21 protein-coding genes are annotated in these 20,771 nt (G+C 71.8%); 9 read left to right on the top strand and 12 right to left on the bottom strand.

The genetic code is table 11. The features are described 5' to 3' along the window. Window positions 1-77: 77 nt before the first annotated feature. The 4 genes from ACFYP0_RS16395 (at window position 78) to ACFYP0_RS16380 (ending at window position 4,074) form a co-directional block, all read left to right on the top strand. Window positions 78-614: a DUF3558 family protein gene (locus tag ACFYP0_RS16395; protein WP_355501713.1), complete on the top strand. Its 537-nt coding sequence runs from the start codon at window positions 78-80 to the stop codon at window positions 612-614. An 89-nt stretch (window positions 615-703) separates the two neighbouring features. Next, window positions 704-1,240, top strand: coding sequence for a hypothetical protein (locus tag ACFYP0_RS16390; protein ID WP_355501710.1), 537 nt, complete (start codon window positions 704-706; stop codon window positions 1,238-1,240). Next, complete coding sequence (locus ACFYP0_RS16385) at window positions 1,237-2,703, top strand: hypothetical protein (RefSeq protein WP_355501708.1); 1,467 nt, start codon at window positions 1,237-1,239, stop codon at window positions 2,701-2,703. Before ACFYP0_RS16390 ends, ACFYP0_RS16385 begins: the two co-directional genes overlap by 4 nt. A gap of 333 nt (window positions 2,704-3,036) precedes the next feature. Beyond that, on the top strand, window positions 3,037-4,074 hold the full coding sequence (locus tag ACFYP0_RS16380) for a LacI family DNA-binding transcriptional regulator (protein ID WP_124858085.1): 1,038 nt from the start codon (window positions 3,037-3,039) through the stop codon (window positions 4,072-4,074). A 136-nt stretch (window positions 4,075-4,210) separates the two neighbouring features. Here ACFYP0_RS16380 and ACFYP0_RS16375 read toward each other — a convergent pair whose 3' ends face one another. The 3 genes from ACFYP0_RS16375 to ACFYP0_RS16365 all read right to left on the bottom strand — a co-directional run bounded on the left by ACFYP0_RS16375 (window position 4,211) and on the right by ACFYP0_RS16365 (window position 7,114). Further along, on the bottom strand, window positions 4,211-5,059 hold the full coding sequence (locus tag ACFYP0_RS16375) for a peptidylprolyl isomerase (protein ID WP_355501705.1): 849 nt from the start codon (window positions 5,057-5,059) through the stop codon (window positions 4,211-4,213). Window positions 5,060-5,129: 70 nt separating this feature from the next. Next, complete coding sequence (locus ACFYP0_RS16370; protein ID WP_355501702.1) at window positions 5,130-6,338, bottom strand: D-alanyl-D-alanine carboxypeptidase family protein; 1,209 nt, start codon at window positions 6,336-6,338, stop codon at window positions 5,130-5,132. 47 nt (window positions 6,339-6,385) lie between these two features. Then, the gene (locus tag ACFYP0_RS16365; protein WP_355501699.1) at window positions 6,386-7,114 is read right to left on the bottom strand and encodes a MerR family transcriptional regulator; all 729 of its coding nucleotides are present in this window, start codon (window positions 7,112-7,114) and stop codon (window positions 6,386-6,388) included. 166 nt (window positions 7,115-7,280) lie between these two features. Here ACFYP0_RS16365 and ACFYP0_RS16360 point away from each other — a divergent pair, with 166 nt between their 5' ends. Next, a complete protein-coding gene (locus ACFYP0_RS16360) occupies window positions 7,281-9,575 on the top strand; it encodes an excinuclease ABC subunit UvrA (protein ID WP_355501696.1) in 2,295 nt (764 codons plus the stop codon). Between the two features lie 63 nt (window positions 9,576-9,638). On the opposite strand, the gene ACFYP0_RS16355 is transcribed toward ACFYP0_RS16360, so the two are convergent. From ACFYP0_RS16355 to ACFYP0_RS16335, 5 genes are all read right to left on the bottom strand, one after another. After that, complete coding sequence (locus tag ACFYP0_RS16355) at window positions 9,639-10,058, bottom strand: protein-tyrosine phosphatase family protein (RefSeq protein ID WP_356980451.1); 420 nt, start codon at window positions 10,056-10,058, stop codon at window positions 9,639-9,641. A 514-nt stretch (window positions 10,059-10,572) separates the two neighbouring features. Continuing rightward, entirely contained in the window at window positions 10,573-11,139 is a 567-nt protein-coding gene (locus tag ACFYP0_RS16350) for a hypothetical protein (protein ID WP_386996517.1), read from the bottom strand. 617 nt (window positions 11,140-11,756) lie between these two features. Next, the gene (locus ACFYP0_RS16345; protein WP_356980328.1) at window positions 11,757-12,401 is read right to left on the bottom strand and encodes a response regulator transcription factor; all 645 of its coding nucleotides are present in this window, start codon (window positions 12,399-12,401) and stop codon (window positions 11,757-11,759) included. Then, on the bottom strand, window positions 12,392-13,549 hold the full coding sequence (locus tag ACFYP0_RS16340) for a sensor histidine kinase (protein ID WP_356980330.1): 1,158 nt from the start codon (window positions 13,547-13,549) through the stop codon (window positions 12,392-12,394). Before ACFYP0_RS16340 ends, ACFYP0_RS16345 begins: the two co-directional genes overlap by 10 nt. Before the next feature lie 193 nt (window positions 13,550-13,742). Beyond that, the gene (locus ACFYP0_RS16335; protein WP_356980332.1) at window positions 13,743-14,525 is read right to left on the bottom strand and encodes a DedA family protein; all 783 of its coding nucleotides are present in this window, start codon (window positions 14,523-14,525) and stop codon (window positions 13,743-13,745) included. On the opposite strand from ACFYP0_RS16335, the gene ACFYP0_RS16330 reads away from it, so the two are divergent. The 4 genes from ACFYP0_RS16330 to ACFYP0_RS16315 are packed head-to-tail and all read left to right on the top strand — an operon-like array spanning window position 14,524 to window position 17,158. Continuing rightward, window positions 14,524-15,333 (top strand): carbon-nitrogen hydrolase family protein, encoded by an 810-nt coding sequence (locus ACFYP0_RS16330; protein WP_356980334.1) that lies wholly within the window; start codon window positions 14,524-14,526, stop codon window positions 15,331-15,333. The genes ACFYP0_RS16335 and ACFYP0_RS16330 overlap by 2 nt on opposite strands. A 9-nt stretch (window positions 15,334-15,342) precedes the next feature. Then, the gene (locus ACFYP0_RS16325; protein ID WP_355493450.1) at window positions 15,343-16,176 is read left to right on the top strand and encodes an MOSC domain-containing protein; all 834 of its coding nucleotides are present in this window, start codon (window positions 15,343-15,345) and stop codon (window positions 16,174-16,176) included. Beyond that, complete coding sequence (locus tag ACFYP0_RS16320; RefSeq protein ID WP_208741290.1) at window positions 16,173-16,613, top strand: VOC family protein; 441 nt, start codon at window positions 16,173-16,175, stop codon at window positions 16,611-16,613. Before ACFYP0_RS16325 ends, ACFYP0_RS16320 begins: the two co-directional genes overlap by 4 nt. Before the next feature lie 44 nt (window positions 16,614-16,657). Further along, entirely contained in the window at window positions 16,658-17,158 is a 501-nt protein-coding gene (locus ACFYP0_RS16315; RefSeq protein WP_355493449.1) for a DinB family protein, read from the top strand. 43 nt (window positions 17,159-17,201) lie between these two features. Here the strand turns inward: ACFYP0_RS16315 and ACFYP0_RS16310 are convergent, their stop codons facing one another. From ACFYP0_RS16310 to ACFYP0_RS16295, 4 genes are all read right to left on the bottom strand, one after another. Then, window positions 17,202-17,843 carry a histidine phosphatase family protein gene (locus tag ACFYP0_RS16310; RefSeq protein ID WP_355493448.1) on the bottom strand — a complete coding sequence of 214 codons (642 nt, stop codon included), beginning with the start codon at window positions 17,841-17,843 and terminating at the stop codon, window positions 17,202-17,204. Window positions 17,844-17,876: 33 nt separating this feature from the next. Beyond that, window positions 17,877-19,334, bottom strand: coding sequence for a serine/threonine-protein kinase (locus tag ACFYP0_RS16305; protein ID WP_356980337.1), 1,458 nt, complete (start codon window positions 19,332-19,334; stop codon window positions 17,877-17,879). Between the two features lie 98 nt (window positions 19,335-19,432). Continuing rightward, the gene (locus ACFYP0_RS16300; RefSeq protein ID WP_167493710.1) at window positions 19,433-19,636 is read right to left on the bottom strand and encodes a hypothetical protein; all 204 of its coding nucleotides are present in this window, start codon (window positions 19,634-19,636) and stop codon (window positions 19,433-19,435) included. Window positions 19,637-19,638: 2 nt separating this feature from the next. Beyond that, a complete protein-coding gene (locus ACFYP0_RS16295) occupies window positions 19,639-20,682 on the bottom strand; it encodes a LacI family DNA-binding transcriptional regulator (protein ID WP_356980339.1) in 1,044 nt (347 codons plus the stop codon). Between the last annotated feature and the right edge of the window lie 89 nt (window positions 20,683-20,771).

Raw genomic sequence — 20,771 nt, 5'->3', positions numbered from 1 at the left:
AGACAATGGCTAGTGAATAGACGCCATCTATCCGGCGACCACCCCCAGCGCTGAGTGAATCGACAGGAGGCCAGCACATGACGGACGGAAAGGTTCGATGGCGGGGTCGGTGGTTGATGGGCGTCGCCGCAGTCGTGCTCAGCGGCCTGACGGCCTGCGGGTCCACACGGGCGAACCAGCCGGCCACGGCGGGCGCCGACCCGTCCCGGTCGGTCGGTGCGGCGGGGATCGAGGCGAAGCCGGTCGACGCCTGCGCGCTGCTGTCCATCGACGAGGTCACGCAGGTGATCGGGGCCACGGGCGACAGTGGCCCGCAGGCAGGCAGCACCGGCGACGGAGGCAGCTCCTGCGCCTGGGAGAACCCGGACACCTACCACTCGATCACCATCAAGATCAGCAGCCCTGGCACCGCCGTCGGCGGCAACCTGCCGACCGAATCCGCGTACGGACAGACCGAAGCAGGATCCGACGGCATCCGCTTCGCCTCGGGCGGCGTTGCCGAGTTCTCCCTGCGGGACCGCGCCTGCGAGATCCAGGTCGTCACCAGGGTCACCGACAACACCGACCGGTCCACCGCGGTTCGGCTGGTCGGCCTGGTCCGCGACCGCGCCTGAGATCCGGCGCAGACAGTCCGATGAGCAGTGTCCACGCAGCTTCGGCCACCGGAGACGAGGACTGCGGCCGATCAGAGGAGGAGGTACCTGTGCGACGACTACCAGTGCTCACGCTAGGCCTGTTGCTGGTGGTGCCGGCGGGGTGCAGTGCCGCATCCGACCCGGCGGCGGACGTACGTGGTGAAGGAGATCGCCTGCAGCCCTCTGTCGACGCACCGGCCAGCACCGGTGACCACGGTGACGTCACCGCGACCCCGGCACGGGCAGCCGACCCTTGCGCGTTGGTGCCGAAGGCCGCCGCCGAGCGCCTGGCCGGAACACCCCTGCAGGACCCGGTCGCAGCCCCGGAATCCTGCACCTACACCGGCCCGACCAGCGGACCCACCGCCCAGGTCGAGGTCTACGCCGGCGCTGGGGCCAAGAAGATCCTCGACATCGACCGCGACCTCGGCCATGAACTGAAAGCCGTCGTCGGCGTCGGTGACGAGGCGTACATCGAGGACGGCGCGGTATTCGTCAACGTCGACGACACCTGGGTCGCCATCCGGCTGGTGAGCCTGGCCGACCCGGCCGCTTCCCAGCAGGCGCTGGCGAACCTGGCTCGGGACGTGGTGACCCGGTTGTGAATCCCACGACGCGGCGAACCCGTACGGTCATCGCTGCCGCGAGCGTCCTGCCCGTCCTGCTCGCCCTGACAGCGTGCCGGGGCGCGAAGCCGAGCACGCCTGGCGATGACGGCGATGATCTGCGCTACGGGGCCGCGCCCGCCCCACACCCGGACGTGACCCTCCACCCGGACGTCGTCATCGTGTCCGGCGGCAGTGGCGTGGTGCGTTCGGTCACCGACGGGGGCCTGACCTGGCGACTCGACCCCGACGCCGGCAACGCCGACCTGCTGGCACCAGGCAAGGTCATGTTCGTCACCGGGCGCGGGGTGGGGCGGGTGGTCGACGCCCGGCGTGACGACCGGGACCTCGCGGTCACCATCGGCCCCGTGGACATCACCGACGTGATCCAGGACGGCGAATTCACGTCCGAACAGCCCGTCTCCCTGACCGAGGCGGCCGCCTACCAGTTCGACGACACCTTCTGGGTCTCCCCGAGCACCGAAGCGCGATCCGAACCGGCGGCGTCCGCGACCCCGGGCCGCACCCCAGCCGTGACCGGCAACGCGCTGACACGTACCGGCCTCCGGTCGAGCACCGCCGCCGCGCCGGCCACCACGGGCGCGCTGGACGTCGAGGGTCTCTGCTGCGCGGACGGGGTCGGCGCCCGCTTCTCCTACCGTGACAGTGGGCTCAGCCTCTCCGGCACCATCGCCTTCGTGATGAAGCAGCCCACGGCCAAGTTCCACCTGGTGATCGACGGGTCCACGATCACCGTGGCCGAGTTGCGGATCCACGGCGCGGCCGGGGTCCGGATCCAGGTCGACGCCACCACCACAACCGGCCAGAACGTCCATCCAGTCGCCTTCGTCCCGGTCAACTTCAGCGTGCCTATCGAATCCATACTGGGCATTCCGCTCTCCGCGACCGTTCGGCAGTCGATCGGCATCCGCACCGGTTTCAGCGCCGGGCACACCACGATCAGGGCCTCCGGTGAGTACTCGCTCGGCGGCACCATGGGCTTCGGATACGCCGACGGCAGGTTCGGCGCACGCTGGCCCGGCGGTCTGCAGGTGAAACGCAACCTCGTCGACTCCGTCGACGGCACTTCGGTGGGGGCGAACGCACTGCTCATCGACTACGACGTGAAGTTCTTCGTCGGCCTCGGCGCGGTGGTCTTCAGCGCCGGACTCTACGCCGGGCTCACCACCACGATGGGGATCACCCGAGGCTCGAGCATCGGTTTCGGTGGCCTACAGGGCCTCGCCAACCGCGAGGGCTGCAACCGCGCCGACCTCACCATCAACGCGAGATACGGCATCGGCTACACCATCCCGGCCCTGGTTGCCAAGGTGATCAACTTCTTCCTGAAAATCTTCAACGCCAAACCCATCGCCGCCGAGGGCGGGATCCCCAACCCGCCGCCAGTCGTCAACCTGGTCAACAAGCACTGGGTCACGAACCGGCCGGTGTGTCAGCACTGAGATCGCCACCAACGACGAGGACCCGGCTGCCCAGGCGTCGCTTCTCGCAGCCGGGGTCTCATCAGGCTCCGTGCACGAACCGTGGTTGAGCCCCGAGAGCCCTTTCCCGGTGGCGGAAAGCCGGCCGACACGGAACTGCGCGGGCCGGTGCGGCGAAAGGTAGCCGAAATATTTCCGGAATACTTCCGTAACTCCGCCGAGCGCTGGAACCAACCGGGCGTGTCGTCAACCCCTATCGGTGAGGCAAGATGACGCGAGGAACGGTGCACGCCGTTCCGGGACACACGGTGGCGACGGCATGCTGGCGCTTCCGGAGCGGTGAAGGAGACGCGGGTGGGCGCGGACGACGGACGCAGGGTGACCATCACCGCGATCGCACGGGAGGCCGGGGTGTCGGTGCCGACCGTGTCACGGGTGCTGAACGGGCGCTCCGATGTGGCCCCGGACACCCGGGAGCGGGTCGAGGAGTTGTTGCGCCACCACGGCTACCGGCGTCGCACCAGCCGCAGTGTTCGCCGTGCCGGTCTCGTCGACCTGGTCTTCAACGACCTGGACAGCCCCTGGGCCGTGGAGATCATCCGCGGCGTGGAGGATGTCGGGCACGGCGCGGGCGTCGGCACTGTGGTCTCCGCGATCCACCGGCAGCCCACCGCGGCCCGGCAGTGGTTGCAGAACCTGCGCACCCGGGCCACCGACGGCGTCATCTTCGTGACCTCGCACCTGAGCCCGCCGCTGCACGCGCAGCTGCGTCGCCTCAACGTGCCGGTGGTGGTCGTGGACCCGGCCGGTGTGCCGGCCATGGACGTGCCGACGATCGGCGCCACCAACTGGGCCGGCGGGCTCGCCGCGACCGAACATCTGCTCGCGATCGGGCACCGGCGCATCGGATTCGTGGCCGGGCCGACGCACCTGCTGTGCAGCCGGGCCCGGCTCGACGGTTACCGGGCCGGGCTGGAGGCCGCCGGGGTGCCGGTGGACGACGCGCTGATCTACCCGGGCGACTTCTACCACGCCTCCGGGTTCGCCGGCGGGACCGCGCTGCTCGACCTCGCCGACCCTCCGACCGGCATCTTCGCGTCCAGCGACCAGATGGCCTTCGGCGTCTACGAGGCCATCCGGCGCCGAGGGCTCCGCGTGCCGGACGACGTGAGCGTGGTGGGGTTCGACGATCTGCCGGAAGCTCGCTGGGCCTCACCGCCACTGACCACCGTGCGCCAACCGTTGGTCGAGATGGGACGGTTGGCGGCCCGGACCGTGCTGCGCCTGGCCCAGGGCGAGGGCATCGACTCGCCCCGGGTGGAACTCGCCACCGAGTTGGTCGTTCGGGACAGCACCGCCGCCCCGCTGACCGGGTCGCCCGCCTCGACGTGACGGCCGGAACCACGGCGGAAACCGGTTGGACCGGTCCCGGTCCGTTCCCGAAAATTCCGACGAGGCCGGGCCCGACCGAAAGTCACCCCACGGCGGGCGCGGTGAGCGACCGACGGTCTCCCACCGCGCCGCACGGTCAGTGGTGGTGGTGCCAGCGGAGGGCCTTGCGGATGGTCACCGGCAGTGCGGGCGCGCCGTCGACCGGCGCCGGGTCCTCGGCGGTCGGTGCCACTCCCCCGGCGGCGATCCGGTCCAGGGTGGCCAGGCCGGCCCCGTCGACCTCGCCGAAGATCGTGTAGTTGGGGCGCAGCGCGGAGTTGGCGTAGACCAGGAAGAACTGGCTGCCGTTGGTGTCCGGCCCGGCGTTGGCCATGGCCAGCACGCCCCGGGCGTACACCCGGCGTTCCCCGGTCGGGTCGGTGGGCGCGGGCGGCAGGTCGGTCGGCAACTCGTCGCGGTACCGGTAGCCCGGACCGCCCTCACCGGTGCCGGACGGGTCACCGCACTGCAGCACGCTCAGCGTCGGGTACGCGGTGAGCCGGTGGCACGGGGTGCGGTCGTAGAACCGCTTGTTCACCAGGTGCAGGAAGCTCTGCACCGTGCACGGCGCGGCGGCCCGGTCCAGTGTCAGCCCGATCGGCCCGTGGTTGGTCGCCAGGGTCACCCGGACGCTGCCCCGGGCCGGGGTGCGCCGCGGGTCGGGCGGCAGTGGCACCGGCCGGGCCGCCGGCTCGTCCGGGGTCTCGGTGTATGCGCACGGGCCGTGGGTGGTGCGTGGCGGTCGGGTGGCGGCGTCGGCGTCGGCGGGTGGCGCGGCGGAGACGCGCACCGTGTCGGCCGACGGGCCCGGGGCGGCCAGCGCGGTGGCGGACGAGCCGACGAGCAGCGCCCCGGCGAGCACTGTCACCCCCGCGAGGCGGGTCAGGGCGCGCACCGGCCGGCGGGGTGCCGCCACTGCGGGGCGCGGTTCGAGTTCACTCGACACAGGGATCCTCCTGGACTGGTGGTGCCAGAAAGACCGGAGTCTATGGAGGGCGGCGCCCGATGTCGATCCGTCAGGACATCCGGCGGCGACGCCGCCACAGCAGGCCGCCCAACAACGCCACCACCGTCGCACCGCTCACCGCGGTCACCGACCAGAGCCACTCCGAGCCGGTACGCGCGGGTCCGCTGGCCGCCGCCGGTCGGGGCGCGCCGGGCGCCGCCAGCGCGGACGGCGCCGCCGACGGGGTGGCGGTCAACTCGCCGGGCTCGACCAGTCGACCCACGGCGGCGTCCCGGGGCAGCGTGAAGCCCCAGTCCAGGAGGGCCGCGCCCTGCTCCCATCCGCGCGCCGGTGCCGATTCGGCGCCCAGCAGGGTCACCACCAGCCGCCGCCCGCCGCGTTCCGCCGCCCCCACGTAGGTGTGCCGGGCCAGGTCGGTGAAGCCGGTCTTGCCGCCGAGCGCCCCCGGGTACCGGTAGATGAGCTGGTTCTCGTTCTGGATCTCGAAGCCCTTGGTGCGTTGCGCCGGCTGGACCGGAATCGACGTCTGCTCGGTCAGCGCGTACCGGCGGAAGGTCGGCTGGGCGAAGCAGGCCCGGGCGATCAGCGCCAGATCGTACGCGCTGGTGAACTGCCCCTTGCCGTCCAGCCCGGACGGGGTCACCGCGTGCGTCTGGAGCGCGCCGAGGTGGTGCGCCTGCTCGTTCATGGCGCGTACGCCGGCGGCGCTGTCCGTCCCGCTGCCCAGTCGGGCCAGCGCGTTGGCGGCCTCGTTGCCGGAGTTGAGCAGCAACCCCAGCCAGATGGTCTCGATGGTGTACCGGCCGCCCGCGACCAGGCCCACGGCCGAGGAGCCGGGTTCGATGTTCATGTCCGCGTCGGTGACGGTGACCGTCTGCTTCGGGTCGAGCTTGGGCAGCATCGTGGCCGCCAGCAGGAGCTTCTGCACGCTCGCCGGTGTGCCGTACTCGTGGGGGCCGCAGCCGCCGAGCACCTGGCCGCTGTCCAGGTCGGCGACCAGCCACGACGTGGCGGTCACCCTCGGCGGCGCGGCGACGCCGGCCGGCACGACCAGGCCGGCCGTGTCCAGCGCCGCGCCGCCGATGATCCGCTGCGCGGGGACGGCGGGCGGGGGCGACGGCCGGGGTGGGCGAGACGCCGCCGGCGCCGGGACCCGGGGGCAGCGCACCGTCGGCGCGGCGGACGCTCCCGTCGCACCGACCGGCACGGGAGCGAGCAGGACGGCGGACGTCGTGGCCGCCAGCAGCGCAGCTCTCATGTGCCCGACCCTAGTCAGGAGGATCGCCCGGCGGGACGGGATGCCGGTCAACTCGCGTCGCCGCGACCGCGCAGGTAGTCGTGCAGCGCGGCGCTGCCCCGCAGCCGGCGCAGGCTGCGGGTGTGCAACTCCTGCTCGCGGCGGCCCAGCTCGGCGCGGACCCGCTGGGCGCTGCCGGTGGTCCGCAGCTCGCCCAGCACCGCGGCGATGATCTCGAAGGGGTACGCGCCCCGGCGCAGCAACGCGACGACCTGCGCCGCGCGTAGCTCCGCCTCGTCGTACACCCGGTAGTTGGTGCCCGGGGTGCGGCCCGGCCGCAGCAGCTCGCGCTCCTCCCACAGCCGCAGCTGCGAGGTCCGGACCCCGACCAGGGCGGCCACCTCGCCGATGCGGGCGCCGTGGCGTGGCGCGGGCCGGACCGCCGGTGGGCTGGCCAGCACGGTCTCGAAGGCGCCGAGCACCCGGCGGATCTCGGCGCGTTCCCGGTCCAGCTCGGCATGGCCGCCGTCGAGCGCCGCCAGGGCCGCCGGCAGGTCACCGGAGTGCACCGCCGCCATGATCTGCCGGGTACGGCTCCAGCCGTGCCCCTCGGCCAGCCGCCGCGCCACGTTCAGCGCCCGGGCGTGCTCGGTGGTGAAGATCCGGTAGCCGCTGGCGGTGCGGCGCACCGGCGGCAGCACCCCCAGCTCGACGTAGTTGCGCACCTGCTGCACCGAGATCCCGACGGTGGCCGCCAGGTCCACGGCGCGCAGCCGATCCTTCGAAGCGACGTCCACGCGAGCCACCGTACCGCTTGCGACGTGATTTGAGACTTTCCTGGACGCGCTGCCTCAGTGCACGCTCAGTTGTCGGGGAAAGTCTCTATGCGAGGATGAATGAGACAATTGAACCCGCCAGTGCTCGGCGGGGCAAAGTCCCGCCACGATTCCGTGAAGGGTTCGTATGTCGCAGCCAGCATGGTCCGCCGCCGACAGCCACGACATGATCGAAGTACGCGGGGCGCGGGAGAACAATCTCGCCGACGTCTCGGTGGACATCCCCAAGCGCCGGTTGACCGTCTTCACCGGTGTCTCCGGATCGGGCAAGTCGTCGCTGGTCTTCGGCACCATCGCCGCCGAGTCCCAGCGCATGATCAACGAGACCTACAGCGCGTTCCTCCAGTCGTTCATGCCGAACCTCAACCGTCCGGACGTCGACTCGCTGCGCAACCTCAGCGCGGCCATCGTCGTCGACCAGGAACGGATGGGCGTCAACTCCCGCTCCACCGTCGGCACCGCCACCGACGCGTACGCCATGCTGCGGATCCTCTTCAGCCGGCTCGGCCAGCCGTCCATCGGTGGCGCCGGGGCGTTCAGCTTCAACCTGCCCGAGGGCATGTGCCCCACCTGCGAAGGCCTGGGCCGGGTCTCCGACCTCGACATCAACGAGTTGGTGGACGTCGAGCGCTCCCTCAACGACGGCGCCATCACCGTGCCGAACTTCGCTGTCGACTCCTGGTACTGGCAGACCATCGTCGGCTCCGGCCTGTTCGACCCGGACGTCAAACTCCAGGACTTCACCCCGCAACAGTGGGAGGACTTCCTGCACAAGCCGGCCACCAAGATCAAGGTGGGCAGCAACAACTGGACGTACGAGGGCCTCGCCGTCAAGGTCAAACGGCTCCTCCTGGCCAAGGACCGCGAGTCGATGCAACCGCACATCCGCGCCTTCGTCGACCGGGCGGTCACCTTCACCAGCTGCGGCGACTGCGGCGGCACCCGACTCAACGCGGCGGCCCTGTCCTCACGGATCGCCGGGCACACCATCGCCGACTGCTCGGCCATGCAGATCAGCGACCTGGCCGCGTTCGTCCGCACCGTCGACGACCCGGGGGCCGCGCCGCTGGTCGCCAACCTCCGTGACCTGCTGGACTCCCTGGTCGAGATCGGCCTGGGCTACCTGAGCCTGGACCGTGAGTCGGCGACCCTCTCCGGCGGCGAGGCGCAACGGGTGAAGATGGTCCGGCACCTCGGCTCCAGCCTCTCCGACGTCACGTACGTCTTCGACGAGCCGACAGTCGGCCTGCACCCGCACGACATCGCCCGGATGAACGACCTGCTGCTGCGGCTGCGCGACAAGGGCAACACCGTGCTGGTGGTGGAACACAAACCGGAGACCATCGCCATCGCCGACCACGTGGTCGATCTCGGACCGGGCGCCGGCACCGACGGTGGTCGGATCTGCTTCACCGGCGACATCCCCGGCCTGCGCCACTCCGACACGCTCACCGGGCGGCACCTGGACCACCGGGTGACAGTGCGCGAGACCGTACGCCAACCCACCGGGCAGCTCGCCATCCGCCAAGCCGACCTGCACAACCTGCGCGACGTGGACGTGGACATCCCCTTCGGGGTCCTCACCGTGGTCACCGGCGTGGCCGGCTCCGGCAAGAGCTCACTGATCCACGGGTCGCTGCGCGGGCGGTCCGGGGTCGTCATCGTCGACCAGTCCCCGATCCGTGGCTCACGACGCAGCAACCCGGCCACCTACAGCGGGCTGCTCGACCCGATCCGCACCGCCTTCGCCAAGGCCAACGGGGTCAAGGCCGCGCTGTTCAGCGCCAACTCCGAAGGCGCCTGCCCGAACTGCAAGGGAATCGGCCTCATCTACACCGACCTGGCCATGATGGCCGGCGTCGCGAGCGTCTGCGAACGGTGCGAGGGGCGGCGCTTCACCGACGAGGTGCTCACGTACACGCTGCGCGGCAAGAACATCCACGAGGTGCTGACCATGTCGGTCACCGAGGCGTACGCGTTCTTCCCCAGCGGGGCGGCGCACCTCATCCTCGGCCGGTTGGTCGACGTCGGGTTGGGCTATCTCAGCCTCGGCCAGCCACTGACCACCCTGTCCGGCGGGGAGCGGCAACGACTCAAGCTCGCCATCCACCTGGCCGAGAAGACCACCACGTACGTCCTGGACGAGCCCACCACGGGCCTGCACCTGGCCGACGTGGACCAACTGTTGGCCCTGCTCGACCGGATGGTCGACGCCGGAAACACGGTGATCGTCATCGAGCACCACCAGGCGGTCATGGCACACGCCGACTGGCTCATCGACCTCGGCCCCGGCGCCGGTCACGACGGTGGCCGCATCGTCTTCACCGGCACACCGGCCGAGCTGGTCGCCACCGGCGACACCCTCACCGCCACCCACCTCCGCGAGTACGTCACCGGCCCGGCGATGGTCGACCACGGCTGACACCGGCATGCGTCGCCCCCGGGCGGGTCGGCACGAGCGGTGGTGATCCGGCAGCGGCGGCGGTCAGGTGACGCGGCGCAGCCAGCGCCGCTGCCAGGGGGTCTCCACCGCCTTCGGGTGGTAGCCGGCCCGAACCCACGGCACCGCCCGCTCCACCGGCAGACCGTCGAGGATCGCCAGCGCGGCCAGGGCCGTTCCGGTGCGACCCACCCCACCCCGACAGGCCACCTCGACGCGTTCCCCGTCGTGCGCGCGCCGCAGCGCCTCCCGCAGGGCGTCGAGGGCGTCGGCGCGGTCGAGCGGCACCCAGAAATCGGGCCACCGGATCCGCCGGTGCGGCCAGGCCGGGTCCGGACCAGGGGCCAGCAGCACGGCGAAGTCGGCGGGCGAGGTCGCGGCAGCAACACGGCGTCCGCGCACCGTCGCCCCACTAGGGAGTACGAGTACGCCCGACTGCTCGGACCACGGCTGTGCGTCAGTCACCCGCACATTGTGCCGCGGTTCCACCCACGGACGGCTACAGACAGCGCCGCCCCCGGCCGGTGGGCCGGGGGCGGCGCTGGTGTCGGTGTGCAGGTCGCCTCTCGGCGAGTGGCACGACGCGGCTCCAGCCGAACGGTGTTCCGCGAAGGCGATATTAGGTGAGGCCCGGGGACACTGAGTCACACCGACACCCTCCACAACCAGCCCGCACCCCGCGTTGTTCCCGCACCCCGCCTTGCCCACCCATCCGATGGCCGCCCGGCAGCCCCGCCGCCGGGTCCCCTCGCTTGCTGCACGCCGGTCGCCTCGCGACCACGACACTCGCCATCGCGCCGCGCTTCGGCCACAACCCACGAGATCTTGGACAGTTTCCGTTCACGCAGAACGGAAACTGTCCAAGATCTGCGGGTGCCGAACACGGAGATGCCGCTGGCCGGCACCCCGGGTTGGGGGTGCCGGCCAGCGGTCGGTGTCGTGCGGGTGGTGCTGTGCTGTTGTTCTGTGCTGGTGCGGGTCAGCTGTTCCAGTACTGGCCGACCAGGTCGGTGGCCTGCTGCTCCCACTGGGCGTAGGCGTCCGGGTAAGCCGACACCTGCACCGTCTGCGCCGCGTCGGTCAGCGGCATGTCCTGCCACCCGTCAACCTGCTTCAAGCCCTTGAGGAACGCGGTCGTCGAGTAGGCCGGATCGGTGATCTGCTCCGGCGTACCCCAACCCGAGCTCGGACGCTGCTGGAACAAGCCCAGCGAGTCGTGGTCGTTCTTGTCGCCGAGGTGGCCGAGGTTCTCGAGCTTCGACTCCTGCAGGCTCGTCGCGATCGAGATGACCGCGGCCCGCTCCGGCAGACCGGCCTTCTTCGTGGCGGCGATGATCGCCTTGACGTTGGCGCTCTGCTCGTCGTTGAGGCTGATGTGGGACTGCTCGCCCTGCGGCTTCGGCGCCGCCGACGGCACGGCCACCGCGACGGGCTTGGCATCCACGGCCGGGGTGGCGGCGTGGGCGGCGATCGGGCCGGCGAACACACCACCGGCGAACGCGAGACCAGCAACAGACAGCATGCTCTTACGGAAGATCGTGTTCATCAGGGGTAGCTCCTTCGGGGGTAGGACACCCGACCGCCAAAAGAGGGGGCGGCGGCAGGGTGTGAGCACCTCGTCCGGCGCTGCACAAACAAAGGGGGGAAAGTTTGGGGGGTGACACCCGTGTCGGGCGTCGGGGTCGGCGACCTGGCGAGCCGGGGGCTCGTGGCGCCGGGTCCCTGTGTAACGACCGGGGGCCGAGGTCATTCCGGGGCTGGCCCATCCATTGGCACGCTCGTCGAGGCGATGCCTGCGCTCGGTCGTGGGGACTGTAACGACCGGGCGTTGGCCGGCATTCCAACCGGCGCAACCGGCCCCCAGGGGCGGGCGGCGGGCCCGTGGTGCTGCGATCGTCAGAGTATGTAACGACCCCGCCCCGGCCATGATTCCAGGCCACCGGTGCGCCCGGTCCGCCACTCACACCACCCATAACTGACAAAACGCCCACCTGACGCCGGACGGGCGGCGTCGAATCGCCCCTCACCCGCCGTGATCCACTCGGGTTCACGGAAGTCGGGGCATCCGGGACGCCCGGACACCCCGACATCAAGAAACCCGAGTCGATCAAGCCGATCTGCCCGGTTCCGCGGCCCCGAATGCTCGGCCCGGTCGCAGATCGGTCAGCTGCCCAGGTAGCGCAGGATTGCGAGGATTCGTCGGCTGTAGCCCGTGGTGTGCGCGAGGTCGAGTTTCTCGAAGATGGCGTTGACATGCTTCTCGACCGCGCTCTGCGACACGTGCAGTCGCTGGGCGATGGAGAGATTCGTGTGCCCCTGGGCCATCTCGTGCAGTACGTCCCGTTCCCGCGGCGTGAGCCGACCGAACGGGTCGGGCCGTTCCGAGCCGGCCACCACCTGTCGGACCACCTCCGGGTCGAGGGCGGTGCCTCCGGCGGCGACCCGGTCGAGGGCGTCGAGGAAGTCGTCCACCTGGGCAACCCGGTCCTTGAGCAGGTAGCCGACCCCCTCGGGGCGGTCCGCTAGCAGCCGCCCGGCGTATCGCCGCTCCACGTACTGGGAGAGTACGAGGACGCCGGTGTCGGGCCACCGACGACGGATCTCCAGGGCGGCCCGCAGCCCGTCATCGGTGTGGGTGGGAGGCATCCGGACATCGGTGACGACCACGTCGGGACGGGTCCTCCCGACCGCCTCGACGAGCTGGTCAGCGGTCCCCACCGCCGCGAGCACCTCGTGGTCCTCGTCGGCGAGCAGCCGCGTCAGGCCCTCCCGGAGCAGTGTCGAGTCTTCGGCGAGGACTAGTCGCACGGCAACTCGGCCAGCACGGTCGTCGGACCGCCGGGCGGGCTGGTCACCCGTAGCCGGCCGTCCAGTGCGGCGACCCGCCGCGCCAGCCCGGACAATCCGCGTCCGGTCGGCTCCGCCCCGCCGACGCCGTCGTCGTGTACGCGCATCCGGATCCACCCATCCCGTACGCCGATATCAACCGTGACCAGGGTAGCGGCGGCGTGTTTCGCGGCGTTGGTGAGCGCCTCGCAGGCCACGAAGTACAGCACCGTCTCGACCTGCCGCTCGGGGCGGACGGGCAGCTCGCAGCGGATCCGCACCGGCACTTCGGCGCCGCGGGCGACGAGGGCCAGGACCTCACCCAGATCGCTGTCGTCCAGCGCTGACGGGTAGACCCGCCATGCCACCTCGCGCAACTCTTCGATGGCCCGCTGCACATCCTCGTGTGCCTGGGCGAGCAGTGCGTGTGTGCGGTCGGCGTCCCGGGCGCGCCGGGCCCGGCCGAGCAGCATGCCGAGGGCGACCAGCCGCTGTTGGAGGCCGTCGTGCAGGTCGCGTTCGATGCGCTGCCGTTCGGCGTCGACTGCGGCGATGACCCCGGCTCGACTGGTGGTCAGCTCGTGGACCCGCCGGGTCAGCTCCGCCCGGCTTCCCGGGCCGAGCAGTCGTCGAGCCAGCCGGACGTCCAGTGCGGCGATGCTGGCTACGGCTTGGACGTTGAGCAGCAGCAGCACCGCCCCGACGGCCATCTGGGACAGGGCGTCGAGGAGGGTCAGCTCTCCGCGCACCGCCGCGCGCAGCACGATCCCGGCCAGCACCACGCCGACGCCGAGCACGGCGTACGCCAGCAGGCCGAGTGCGCCGGGTAGCAGTCGGGCGGCCAGGTAGCCAATCTGCCGCCGGGTCGCCACGGTGTTCGGCGCGGGCAGATCCGCCGCGGCGAGCAGGCCGGTGAGGCGGCCATGTTCCATCCGCACCAGGCGCCCGCCGTACCGGTCGGTCAGACCAGCAACCCGACGGCCGGCCGCAGGCGCTACCACGCGCACGCTGGACGCGGCGGCCGCGACGACGAGGAAGGCGAACTCGACGACGGCCGTCGCGATTCCGGTGGCGACACCGAGCGGGAGCCGAAGCCGAAGCCACCACCTGCCGGTCTGCCCCTCCCTCACCACCTCGCCCACCTTCCGCACCGAGCGTGCCCCCTTCTCCGCTTCATCTGACGCGCGCAGGAAACGCCGGCGCCATTCAGGGCATCACCTGTCGTGCCGGAGTCGCACCTTCGAGGCGGGGCGTCACGTGACCCGTCCGCACGCGACGCCGGTGCAATGTGGGGTGCAGAGCAAAGGAAACCAGACGGGCTGGCTAGCGCTCGTCCGAGGTCCACGATCCGCTTCGGTAGAGGGTGCCGCGACCGCCCGGGTCGGGCATTCCGTCCAGTGCGCTCTGCTCGGGTTCGGTCGGCTCGGGGTTGCGGGCAGCGCGGCGGGCTTTCAGCACGCGGGACCCGACGAACCAGGCGGCTGCCGCCGCGCAGACGACGATCACCACCTTCTGGAGCATGCCGGCGTAGCCCTCGACGAGATGCCAGTTGTCGCCCAGCAGGTAGCCGGCCAGTACGAAGGTGGTGTTCCAGATCAGGCTGCCCAACGTGGTGTAGAGCAGAAACGTGCTCACCGGCATCCGCTCCACGCCGGCCGGGATGGAGATCAGGCTCCGGAAGATCGGGATCATCCGGCCGAAGAAGACCGCCTTCACACCGTGCCGCAGGAACCACGCCTCGGTCCGGTCCACGTCGCTGAGCTTGACCAGCGGAAGCCGGGAGACGATGGCGCGCATCCGGTCGCGCCCCAGGGCCGCGCCGATCAGGTAGAGCGCGAGCGCGCCCACCACCGAACCCAGCGTGGTCCAGAAGATCGCACCGACCAGACTCATCCGTCCCTGCGCGGCGACGAACCCGGCCAGCGGCAGGATCACCTCACTGGGGATCGGCGGGAAGAGGTTCTCCAACGCCACTGCCAGGCCGGCACCCGGCCCGCCGAGTCGTTCCACCAGGTCAGTGACGTAGCCGACGATCCCGTCCTGTGGTGGCTCCGCTGCGGCGGCGGGGGTTCCGGTGGCGAACACGGCGTGGGACGTTCGAATCATGCGCCCACGTTACGAAGTCATCCTGAGAGTCGACCATGGGGCCGACCGCCCGACCGCGCGGGTCGACCACACCGGTGGGGGTGCGGAGAGCCGCACCCCGCTGCGGCTCGCGGTGGTCCAGCCGCCGTGCGTACCCCTGGATGTCGCGGCGAACGCGCGGGCGCACGCCGCCGCGGTCCGCGCGGCGCGCGCCCGGTTGGTGGTCTTTCCGGAGCTGTCGCTGACCGGGTACGAGTTGGACGCGCCGGTCGTGTCGGTCGACGACCCGCGGTTGGCGCCGCTGGTCGAGGCGTGCGCCGAGGCGGGGGCGCTGGCGCTGGCCGGTGCGCCGGTCACCGGCGACCACATAGCGATGCTGGCGGTGACCGGTGGTGGTGTGACGGTGGCGTACCGGAAGATGTGGCTGGGGGACGCGGAGGCCCGTCGGTTCCGGCCCGGCGACACCCCGGTCGTGCTCGATGTGGACGGTTGGCGGGTGGGGCTGGCGATCTGCAAGGACACCGGCGTGGCCGCCCACGCGGACCGGACGGCCGCGCTCGGGATCGACGTGTACGCGGCGGGCGTCCTGGAGTCGGCCAGCGACGCCGCCGTGACAGACCAGCGGGCGCACCGGATCACCACCGCGCACCGGGTCTGGGTGGCGGTGGCGAGCTTCGCCGGGTCGACCGGCGGTGGCTACACCGAGGCGGCGGGGCGGTCGGGCGTCTGGACGCCGGACGGCGAAGAGTATGCCCGCGCGGGCACCGACCCGGGCGAGTCGGTCAGTGTCAACCTCACGTCCCCGGACCGGGGCGGCGGGCGCGGTTAGGGTGACGTAATGATCTCCGGACGAGTCGTGCAGCTACGGCGGTACCCGGTGAAGTCGCTGCTCGGAGAGCGGACCTCGGCCGCCGACATCGGCGCGACCGGTATCGCGGGTGACCGCGTGCTGGCCCTGCTGGATCAGACAAGTGGACGGGTGGCCAGCGCCAAGCAACCCCATCGCTGGCGCGGCCTGCTCACGCTACGAGCGACCGGCGGGGTGACCGATCCGGTACGGATAACCCTGCCTGACGGTCGACACCTGTCAAGCGAGGACCCCGGCATCGACACGGCGCTGAGCGCGGCGGTAGGCCGCCCGGTGACCCTCGTCGACGCCGTACCGCCCGGTGCCACCCTGCTGCGGTCCCACCCGGAGGCGGTGCTCACGGCCGGCCTCACCGAAGAGGTCCTGGCCGACGAGAGCCGGCTCGGGTCGGTTCTGCCCGGGACCTTCTTCGACTTCGCTCCGATCCACCTGGTCACCACCGCGACCCTGGATCGGATCGCCGGGCACGTATCGCCTGGGGCGGGGACTGTGGAGCGCTACCGGCCCAACCTGGTGCTCGACACGGACACGGACGCCTTCGCCGAGAACGACTGGGTCGGCCGGGAACTGCGCGTCGGCCCGGACCTGGTGCTCACCGTGCTGGCCCCGACGCCGCGCTGCGCGGTGCCCACGCTCGCGCACGGCCCGCTGCCCCGCGAGACCGAGGCGCTGCGGGCTCCCGCCCGGCTCAACCGGATCGAACCGCTGCCCGGGATGGGTCCCCAGCCGTGTGTCGGCGCGTACGCCACCGTGCTCCGCTCCGGGCGGGTGGCGGACGGCGACCACGTTACGGTCGGCTCATGAGCACCGTCCCCTCTCGACTGTCCGTGGTCACACTGGGAGCACGCGACGTTGCCGCGCTGCGGTCGTTCTACCGGTCGTTGGGGTGGCCCGAGCTGCCGGCCAGTGACGACGGCTGGTCGGCCTTCCTGCTCGGTGGTGTGCTGTTCGCGCTCTACCCACTGCCGGAGTTGGCCGCCGAGGCGGCACCGGGCGTGCCCGCGCCGGCCGGTGGCTGGTCGGGGGTCACCCTGGCCTGCAACGTCGACAGCCGCGACGAGGTCGACGCGGCGTTCGAAGCCGCCGTCGCGGCGGGGGCGACGGTGGTGGCGGAGCCGACCGACCGGTCCTGGGGTGGACGCTCCGGCTACATCGCCGACCCGGAGGGCAACCGCTGGGAGATCGCCTGGGCGGGCACCGCCCGCTTCGACGAGCGCGGCGCTCTTCTCTCCTTTGGCTGAATATGCTGTTTGCGCGGCGGCACTGACCTTGAAATGCTTCGGGAATGACCTCCTTTCCCCCGACCTTCGCCGATGATGTCGTCGGCCAGTCAGCCCAGGCGCAGTTCGAGGCGTTCATCGACGAGCACCGCAGAGCGCTCAACGGCTACCTGGACGGGCTGACCGAGGAACAGTCGCGCCGGTCGTTGGTGCCGTCCCGGACGACGCTGCTGGGTCTCGTGAAGCACGCCGCGTTCGTGGAGAAGGTCTGGTTCGACGAGGCCGTCACGTGTCGGCCCCGGGCCGAGATCGGCATCCCGGCGACGCCGGACGAGTCGTTCATCCTCGACGACGGCGACACGATCGCCACCGTCCAGCGCGCGCACCGGGAAGCCTGCGAAGCCTCCCGCCGCGCCACGTCCAGCCTGGGCCTCGACGACCTGCTTCGCGGCAACCGGCGCGGCCCGCTGCCGCTGCGCTGGGTCTACCTGCACGTGCTGCGCGAGTTCGCCCAGCACTGCGGGCACGCGGAGATCCTGCGCGAGCAGATCCTGGCCGCCGACTAGCACCGCCGCAGGCCCGCTCCGGTAGCAGGCGGCGTGGACTGGATCAGCCTCTGGCCCACCCGCCGGTGTCGGCGAAGCGACGCAGCGTCCAGCGGGCCGGCGGCCAACCGCCGGGGTCGTGGTCGGTGGTCCATTCGGTGATCGAGGCCGGGGGCACGTCCAGGTCGAACGCCCGGAAGACCGGCTGCGCGCCGAGCGCGTGGAAGGCGCCCTCGACGGTCTCGCTGTGGCCGACCAGGACCACTCTGGAACCCCGGTGCCGGTGGGCGATCTCCATGATCGCGCGGCTGACGCGGACCACCAGCTCGGCCCAGCTCTCGTTGCCCTCCTCGAACGGTCGGAACACGCCGCCACCTGCCACCGCGTGGTCGGTGCGGAAGAGGGCGGTCGGCAGGCCGTCGGCGTACGGGGGTGTGTGCCAGGTGCAGAGACCACAGTCGGCCACCGGCCGGACGCCGAACGCCGCGCCGATCGGTTGCGCGGTCTCGACGGCCCTGCGCAGCACGGACGAGTAGACCGCCACCGGCCCGTCGGCGGCGACCTCACTGGTGAGCCGGTTGGCCAGGTCGTGTGCCTGCTCGTGGCCGAGGGCGGTGAGGCCCCGACAGCCACGTGGCCCACCGACGATTCCTTCGAGCTGGTGGACCGACTCGCCGTGTCGCACGAAGATCAGACGTGTCCGCATCGGGACATCATGCCAGCGGTATCGACCGAGGTATCAGTCGTCCGTACGGCTGGTGGAGAAGGTGTCGGCCCGGGCGAGCAGAGAGTCCAGTTTCGCGCCCGTCTGCGCTGGTAGGCGGTCCCGCCGCACCAGCTCGGCGATGTGGTCCCGGAGGTCGGCGACGCGCTCGGCGCGGTCCCTGGTGCGGCGGTTGAGGTCGGCGAGGTCGTCACGCAGGTCTTCGGCGGTCTTCGGGTCGACGTCACGGCGGGCGACCGCTGCGGCGAGGACGGCGGCGAACTCGCTGCTCACCTCCCGGAAGCTGACCGGTAGCTGCTGCCCGACGGTCGAGGGCGCCGTGCTGGCGGCGGGGGGTGGCGAGGACGGTGCGGCCGGCGTCGGCGACTGCGTCGTGGGCGTGGGGGCCGGGGCGGAGGTCGACGGCGCGGCGGCGATCTCGGCCGGGTCGGGTGTGCCCGGGTTGTCGAGCGGATTCTCCGCGAACAGGGCGCCGACGCCGATCAGTACGGCGAGCACGGCGGCGACGAGCGCGGCCACAGGGCGACGCGACCGGCGTCGGGCCGGCGCGGCGGTTGCCGGGACGGGGCGGGCCACCACCGACCGGTCGATCAGGGTGGGTGGATGGGCGGCCGGCCGGATGCGCAGCAGTTCGGTGGGCGGCTCGACCGGCTGGCCGGCGCCGAAGCGGCGGGCCAGATGCGCGGCGCTCGGCCGGTCGGCCGGGTTGGCGGCGAGGCAGGCGACGGTCAGCTCGGCGATGTCGGCGGGCAGGCCGGGCACCCGCAGCGGCGACACCGGGGTGCCCCGCCGGTGCACGTCCAGCGCGTCCTCCCAGCTCTGCACGGGCAGTGGCGCCCGCCCGGTGAGGGTGCGGTAGAGCAGTGCGCCGAGGGCGTACACGTCGCTCGCCGGGTCGGGCGGGCCGGCGGTGAGCCGTTCCGGGGCGAAGTAGGCGGGGGTGCCCATCAGCGGTTCGCCGGACTGGCTGTCGAGGCCGCCGAGCGCGGCGATGCCGAAGTCGAGCACCTTGGCGCCGGTGTCGGTGAGCATGACGTTGCCCGGCTTGACGTCGCGGTGCACGACGCCGATGCGGTGCGCGGCGGCCAGCGCGGCGGCGATCTGCCCGGCCACCCGGACCGCCTCCGGCCAGGGCAGCGGCCCGGTCCGCAGCCGGTCGGCCAGGTTGTGACCGTCGACGAGCTCCATCACCAGGTACGGGACCACGACGCCGCCGGCCAGGGTCGCCTCGGCGTAGTCGTACACCTGGGTCACGTGTGGGTGGGTCAGCCGGGCGGCCGCGCGGGCCTCGCGTTGGATGGTGGCCCGCAGTTGCGGGTCGGTGGCGAACTGCCCGGCGAGCACCTTGATCGCGACCGGCCGCCCGAGCACCTCGTCGTCGCCTCGCCACACCTCGGACATGCCACCGAGACCGATCCGCTCGTGCAGTACGTAGCGGTCGTGGAGGCGGAGAGTGGGCGTGAGCGGCGACATGGCTTCACCAGTCTGCCTGGCAATGCCGCCCACGACCACTCTGCGTGCCCGGCCCCACACTGTTCGTCCCGTGCGTGCCGGAATGGGATTGGTGCGGGTCAGGAGCAGCGCGGGGTGCTGGGCAGCGGTCGCGGCTGGATGCGGTCGGCGAGCCGGCGAAGGGCGAGGGCGGTGGCCTGCCGGGTCGGGGCGAGCAGGGCCCGACGGGGGCGCTCGACCTGGACCGGAGCGTCCGGCCGGGCCGAGTTGACGTGCCGGTTCATGGCGTCGAGCGCGGTGATGTATCCGGTGGGCAGTTCCATGGTCAACTCCTCGGGACAGGTCCGGTGGAGCCCCGGACGACGAGTGCGGTGGGCAGCAACACGTGACCGGCCGCGGCGTCCGCGGGCGGGTCGAGCAGCAGTTCGGCGGCGATCCGGCCTTTTTCCTCGGCCGGTTGCCGGACGGTGGTGAGGCCGGCCGCAGCGGCCTCGGGCACGTCGTCGAAGCCGGTCACCGAGATCGGGGGACGATCATGGGCGGGCCGTGCGGCCAGAGCGTCCAGCACACCGAGCGCGAGGACGTCGGAGCCGGCCAGTACGGCGGTCGGCGGCGCGGGTTGGTCGAACAGCCCGGCGATGGCCGCGGCTGCCGCCGTGCGGCTGTTGCCGGGGACGTTGACCACTGTCAGCTCGGCCCAGCCGACGCCGACCTCGGCGAAGGCGTCGGCGAACCCGCGGAGCCGATCTCGGGTGGTCGGATGCGGCACCTGGTCGACCCCGGCCAGGGTGAGCGGGCCGGCCGGCGCGTCGGGCAGCACGGAGTCGGCGATCAGCGCCACCCGACGGTGCCCGAGCCCAGCGATGTGCGCGGCGGCGCTGCGTGCGGCGGCCCGCTCGTCGATGCCGACGAACCGTTCGTCGGCGCCGGCGTCGTCGCGGGCGGCCGTGCTGACGAACGGCAGCCCGCGTTGGCGGATCACGTCCAACGCCCACTCCTCGTCGGCGACGCAGTAGACGCAGAACCCGTCGACGGCGGCGTTCTCCACCGCCCGTCGGGCGTCGGTCACCGCCGGAGGCAGTGGCACCAGCAGCATGCTGGTGCCGTGCCGCTCGGCCGCCGCGCCGACACCGGCGAGGAAGCGGACCGCGAACGGGTCGGTGAAGGCGTACGACAGTTGCGAGGTGAACAGCACCCCGATCGACCCGACGAAACCTCGGCGTAGGGAGCGCGCGGTGGGGTTGGGTCCGGGGTACCCGAGTTGCCGGGCGGCGTCCAGGATCCGCTCGCGCAGGGTGGCGGAGAGCTGGTCCGGGCGGCTGTAGGCGTTGGAAACGGTGCTGCGCGAGACGCCGACGGCGTCGGCCACGGCTTGCAGTGTTGGCTTCACCGGCACCTCTCTGTATCGATCCAGTCTGTATCGATACAGAGACTAGCCCGGCCGGTCGGCGTTGGTCA

This window comes from Micromonospora arida (assembly GCF_042873195.1).
Lineage (GTDB): Bacteria > Actinomycetota > Actinomycetes > Mycobacteriales > Micromonosporaceae > Micromonospora > Micromonospora arida.
The sequence above is the reverse complement of the archived record's forward strand: the minus strand, read 5'-3'. Positions and strand labels throughout refer to the sequence as shown.

What these genes read in the sequence shown, in the direction of transcription:
- ACFYP0_RS16395 (WP_355501713.1), top strand. Translation starts at nt 78, where the DNA reads ATGACGGACGGAAAGGTTCGATGGCGGGGTCGGTGGTTGATGGGCGTC.
- ACFYP0_RS16370 (WP_355501702.1), bottom strand. Translation starts at nt 6,338, where the DNA reads ATGAGAGCTGCGCTGCTGGCGGCCACGACGTCCGCCGTCCTGCTCGCT.
- ACFYP0_RS16360 (WP_355501696.1), top strand. Translation starts at nt 7,281, where the DNA reads ATGTCGCAGCCAGCATGGTCCGCCGCCGACAGCCACGACATGATCGAA.
- ACFYP0_RS16350 (WP_386996517.1), bottom strand. Translation starts at nt 11,139, where the DNA reads ATGAACACGATCTTCCGTAAGAGCATGCTGTCTGTTGCTGGTCTCGCG.
- ACFYP0_RS16330 (WP_356980334.1), top strand. Translation starts at nt 14,524, where the DNA reads ATGCGCCCACGTTACGAAGTCATCCTGAGAGTCGACCATGGGGCCGAC.
- ACFYP0_RS16335 (WP_356980332.1), bottom strand. Translation starts at nt 14,525, where the DNA reads ATGATTCGAACGTCCCACGCCGTGTTCGCCACCGGAACCCCCGCCGCC.
- ACFYP0_RS16325 (WP_355493450.1), top strand. Translation starts at nt 15,343, where the DNA reads ATGATCTCCGGACGAGTCGTGCAGCTACGGCGGTACCCGGTGAAGTCG.
- ACFYP0_RS16320 (WP_208741290.1), top strand. Translation starts at nt 16,173, where the DNA reads ATGAGCACCGTCCCCTCTCGACTGTCCGTGGTCACACTGGGAGCACGC.
- ACFYP0_RS16315 (WP_355493449.1), top strand. Translation starts at nt 16,658, where the DNA reads ATGACCTCCTTTCCCCCGACCTTCGCCGATGATGTCGTCGGCCAGTCA.
- ACFYP0_RS16310 (WP_355493448.1), bottom strand. Translation starts at nt 17,843, where the DNA reads ATGCGGACACGTCTGATCTTCGTGCGACACGGCGAGTCGGTCCACCAG.
- ACFYP0_RS16305 (WP_356980337.1), bottom strand. Translation starts at nt 19,334, where the DNA reads ATGTCGCCGCTCACGCCCACTCTCCGCCTCCACGACCGCTACGTACTG.
- ACFYP0_RS16300 (WP_167493710.1), bottom strand. Translation starts at nt 19,636, where the DNA reads ATGGAACTGCCCACCGGATACATCACCGCGCTCGACGCCATGAACCGG.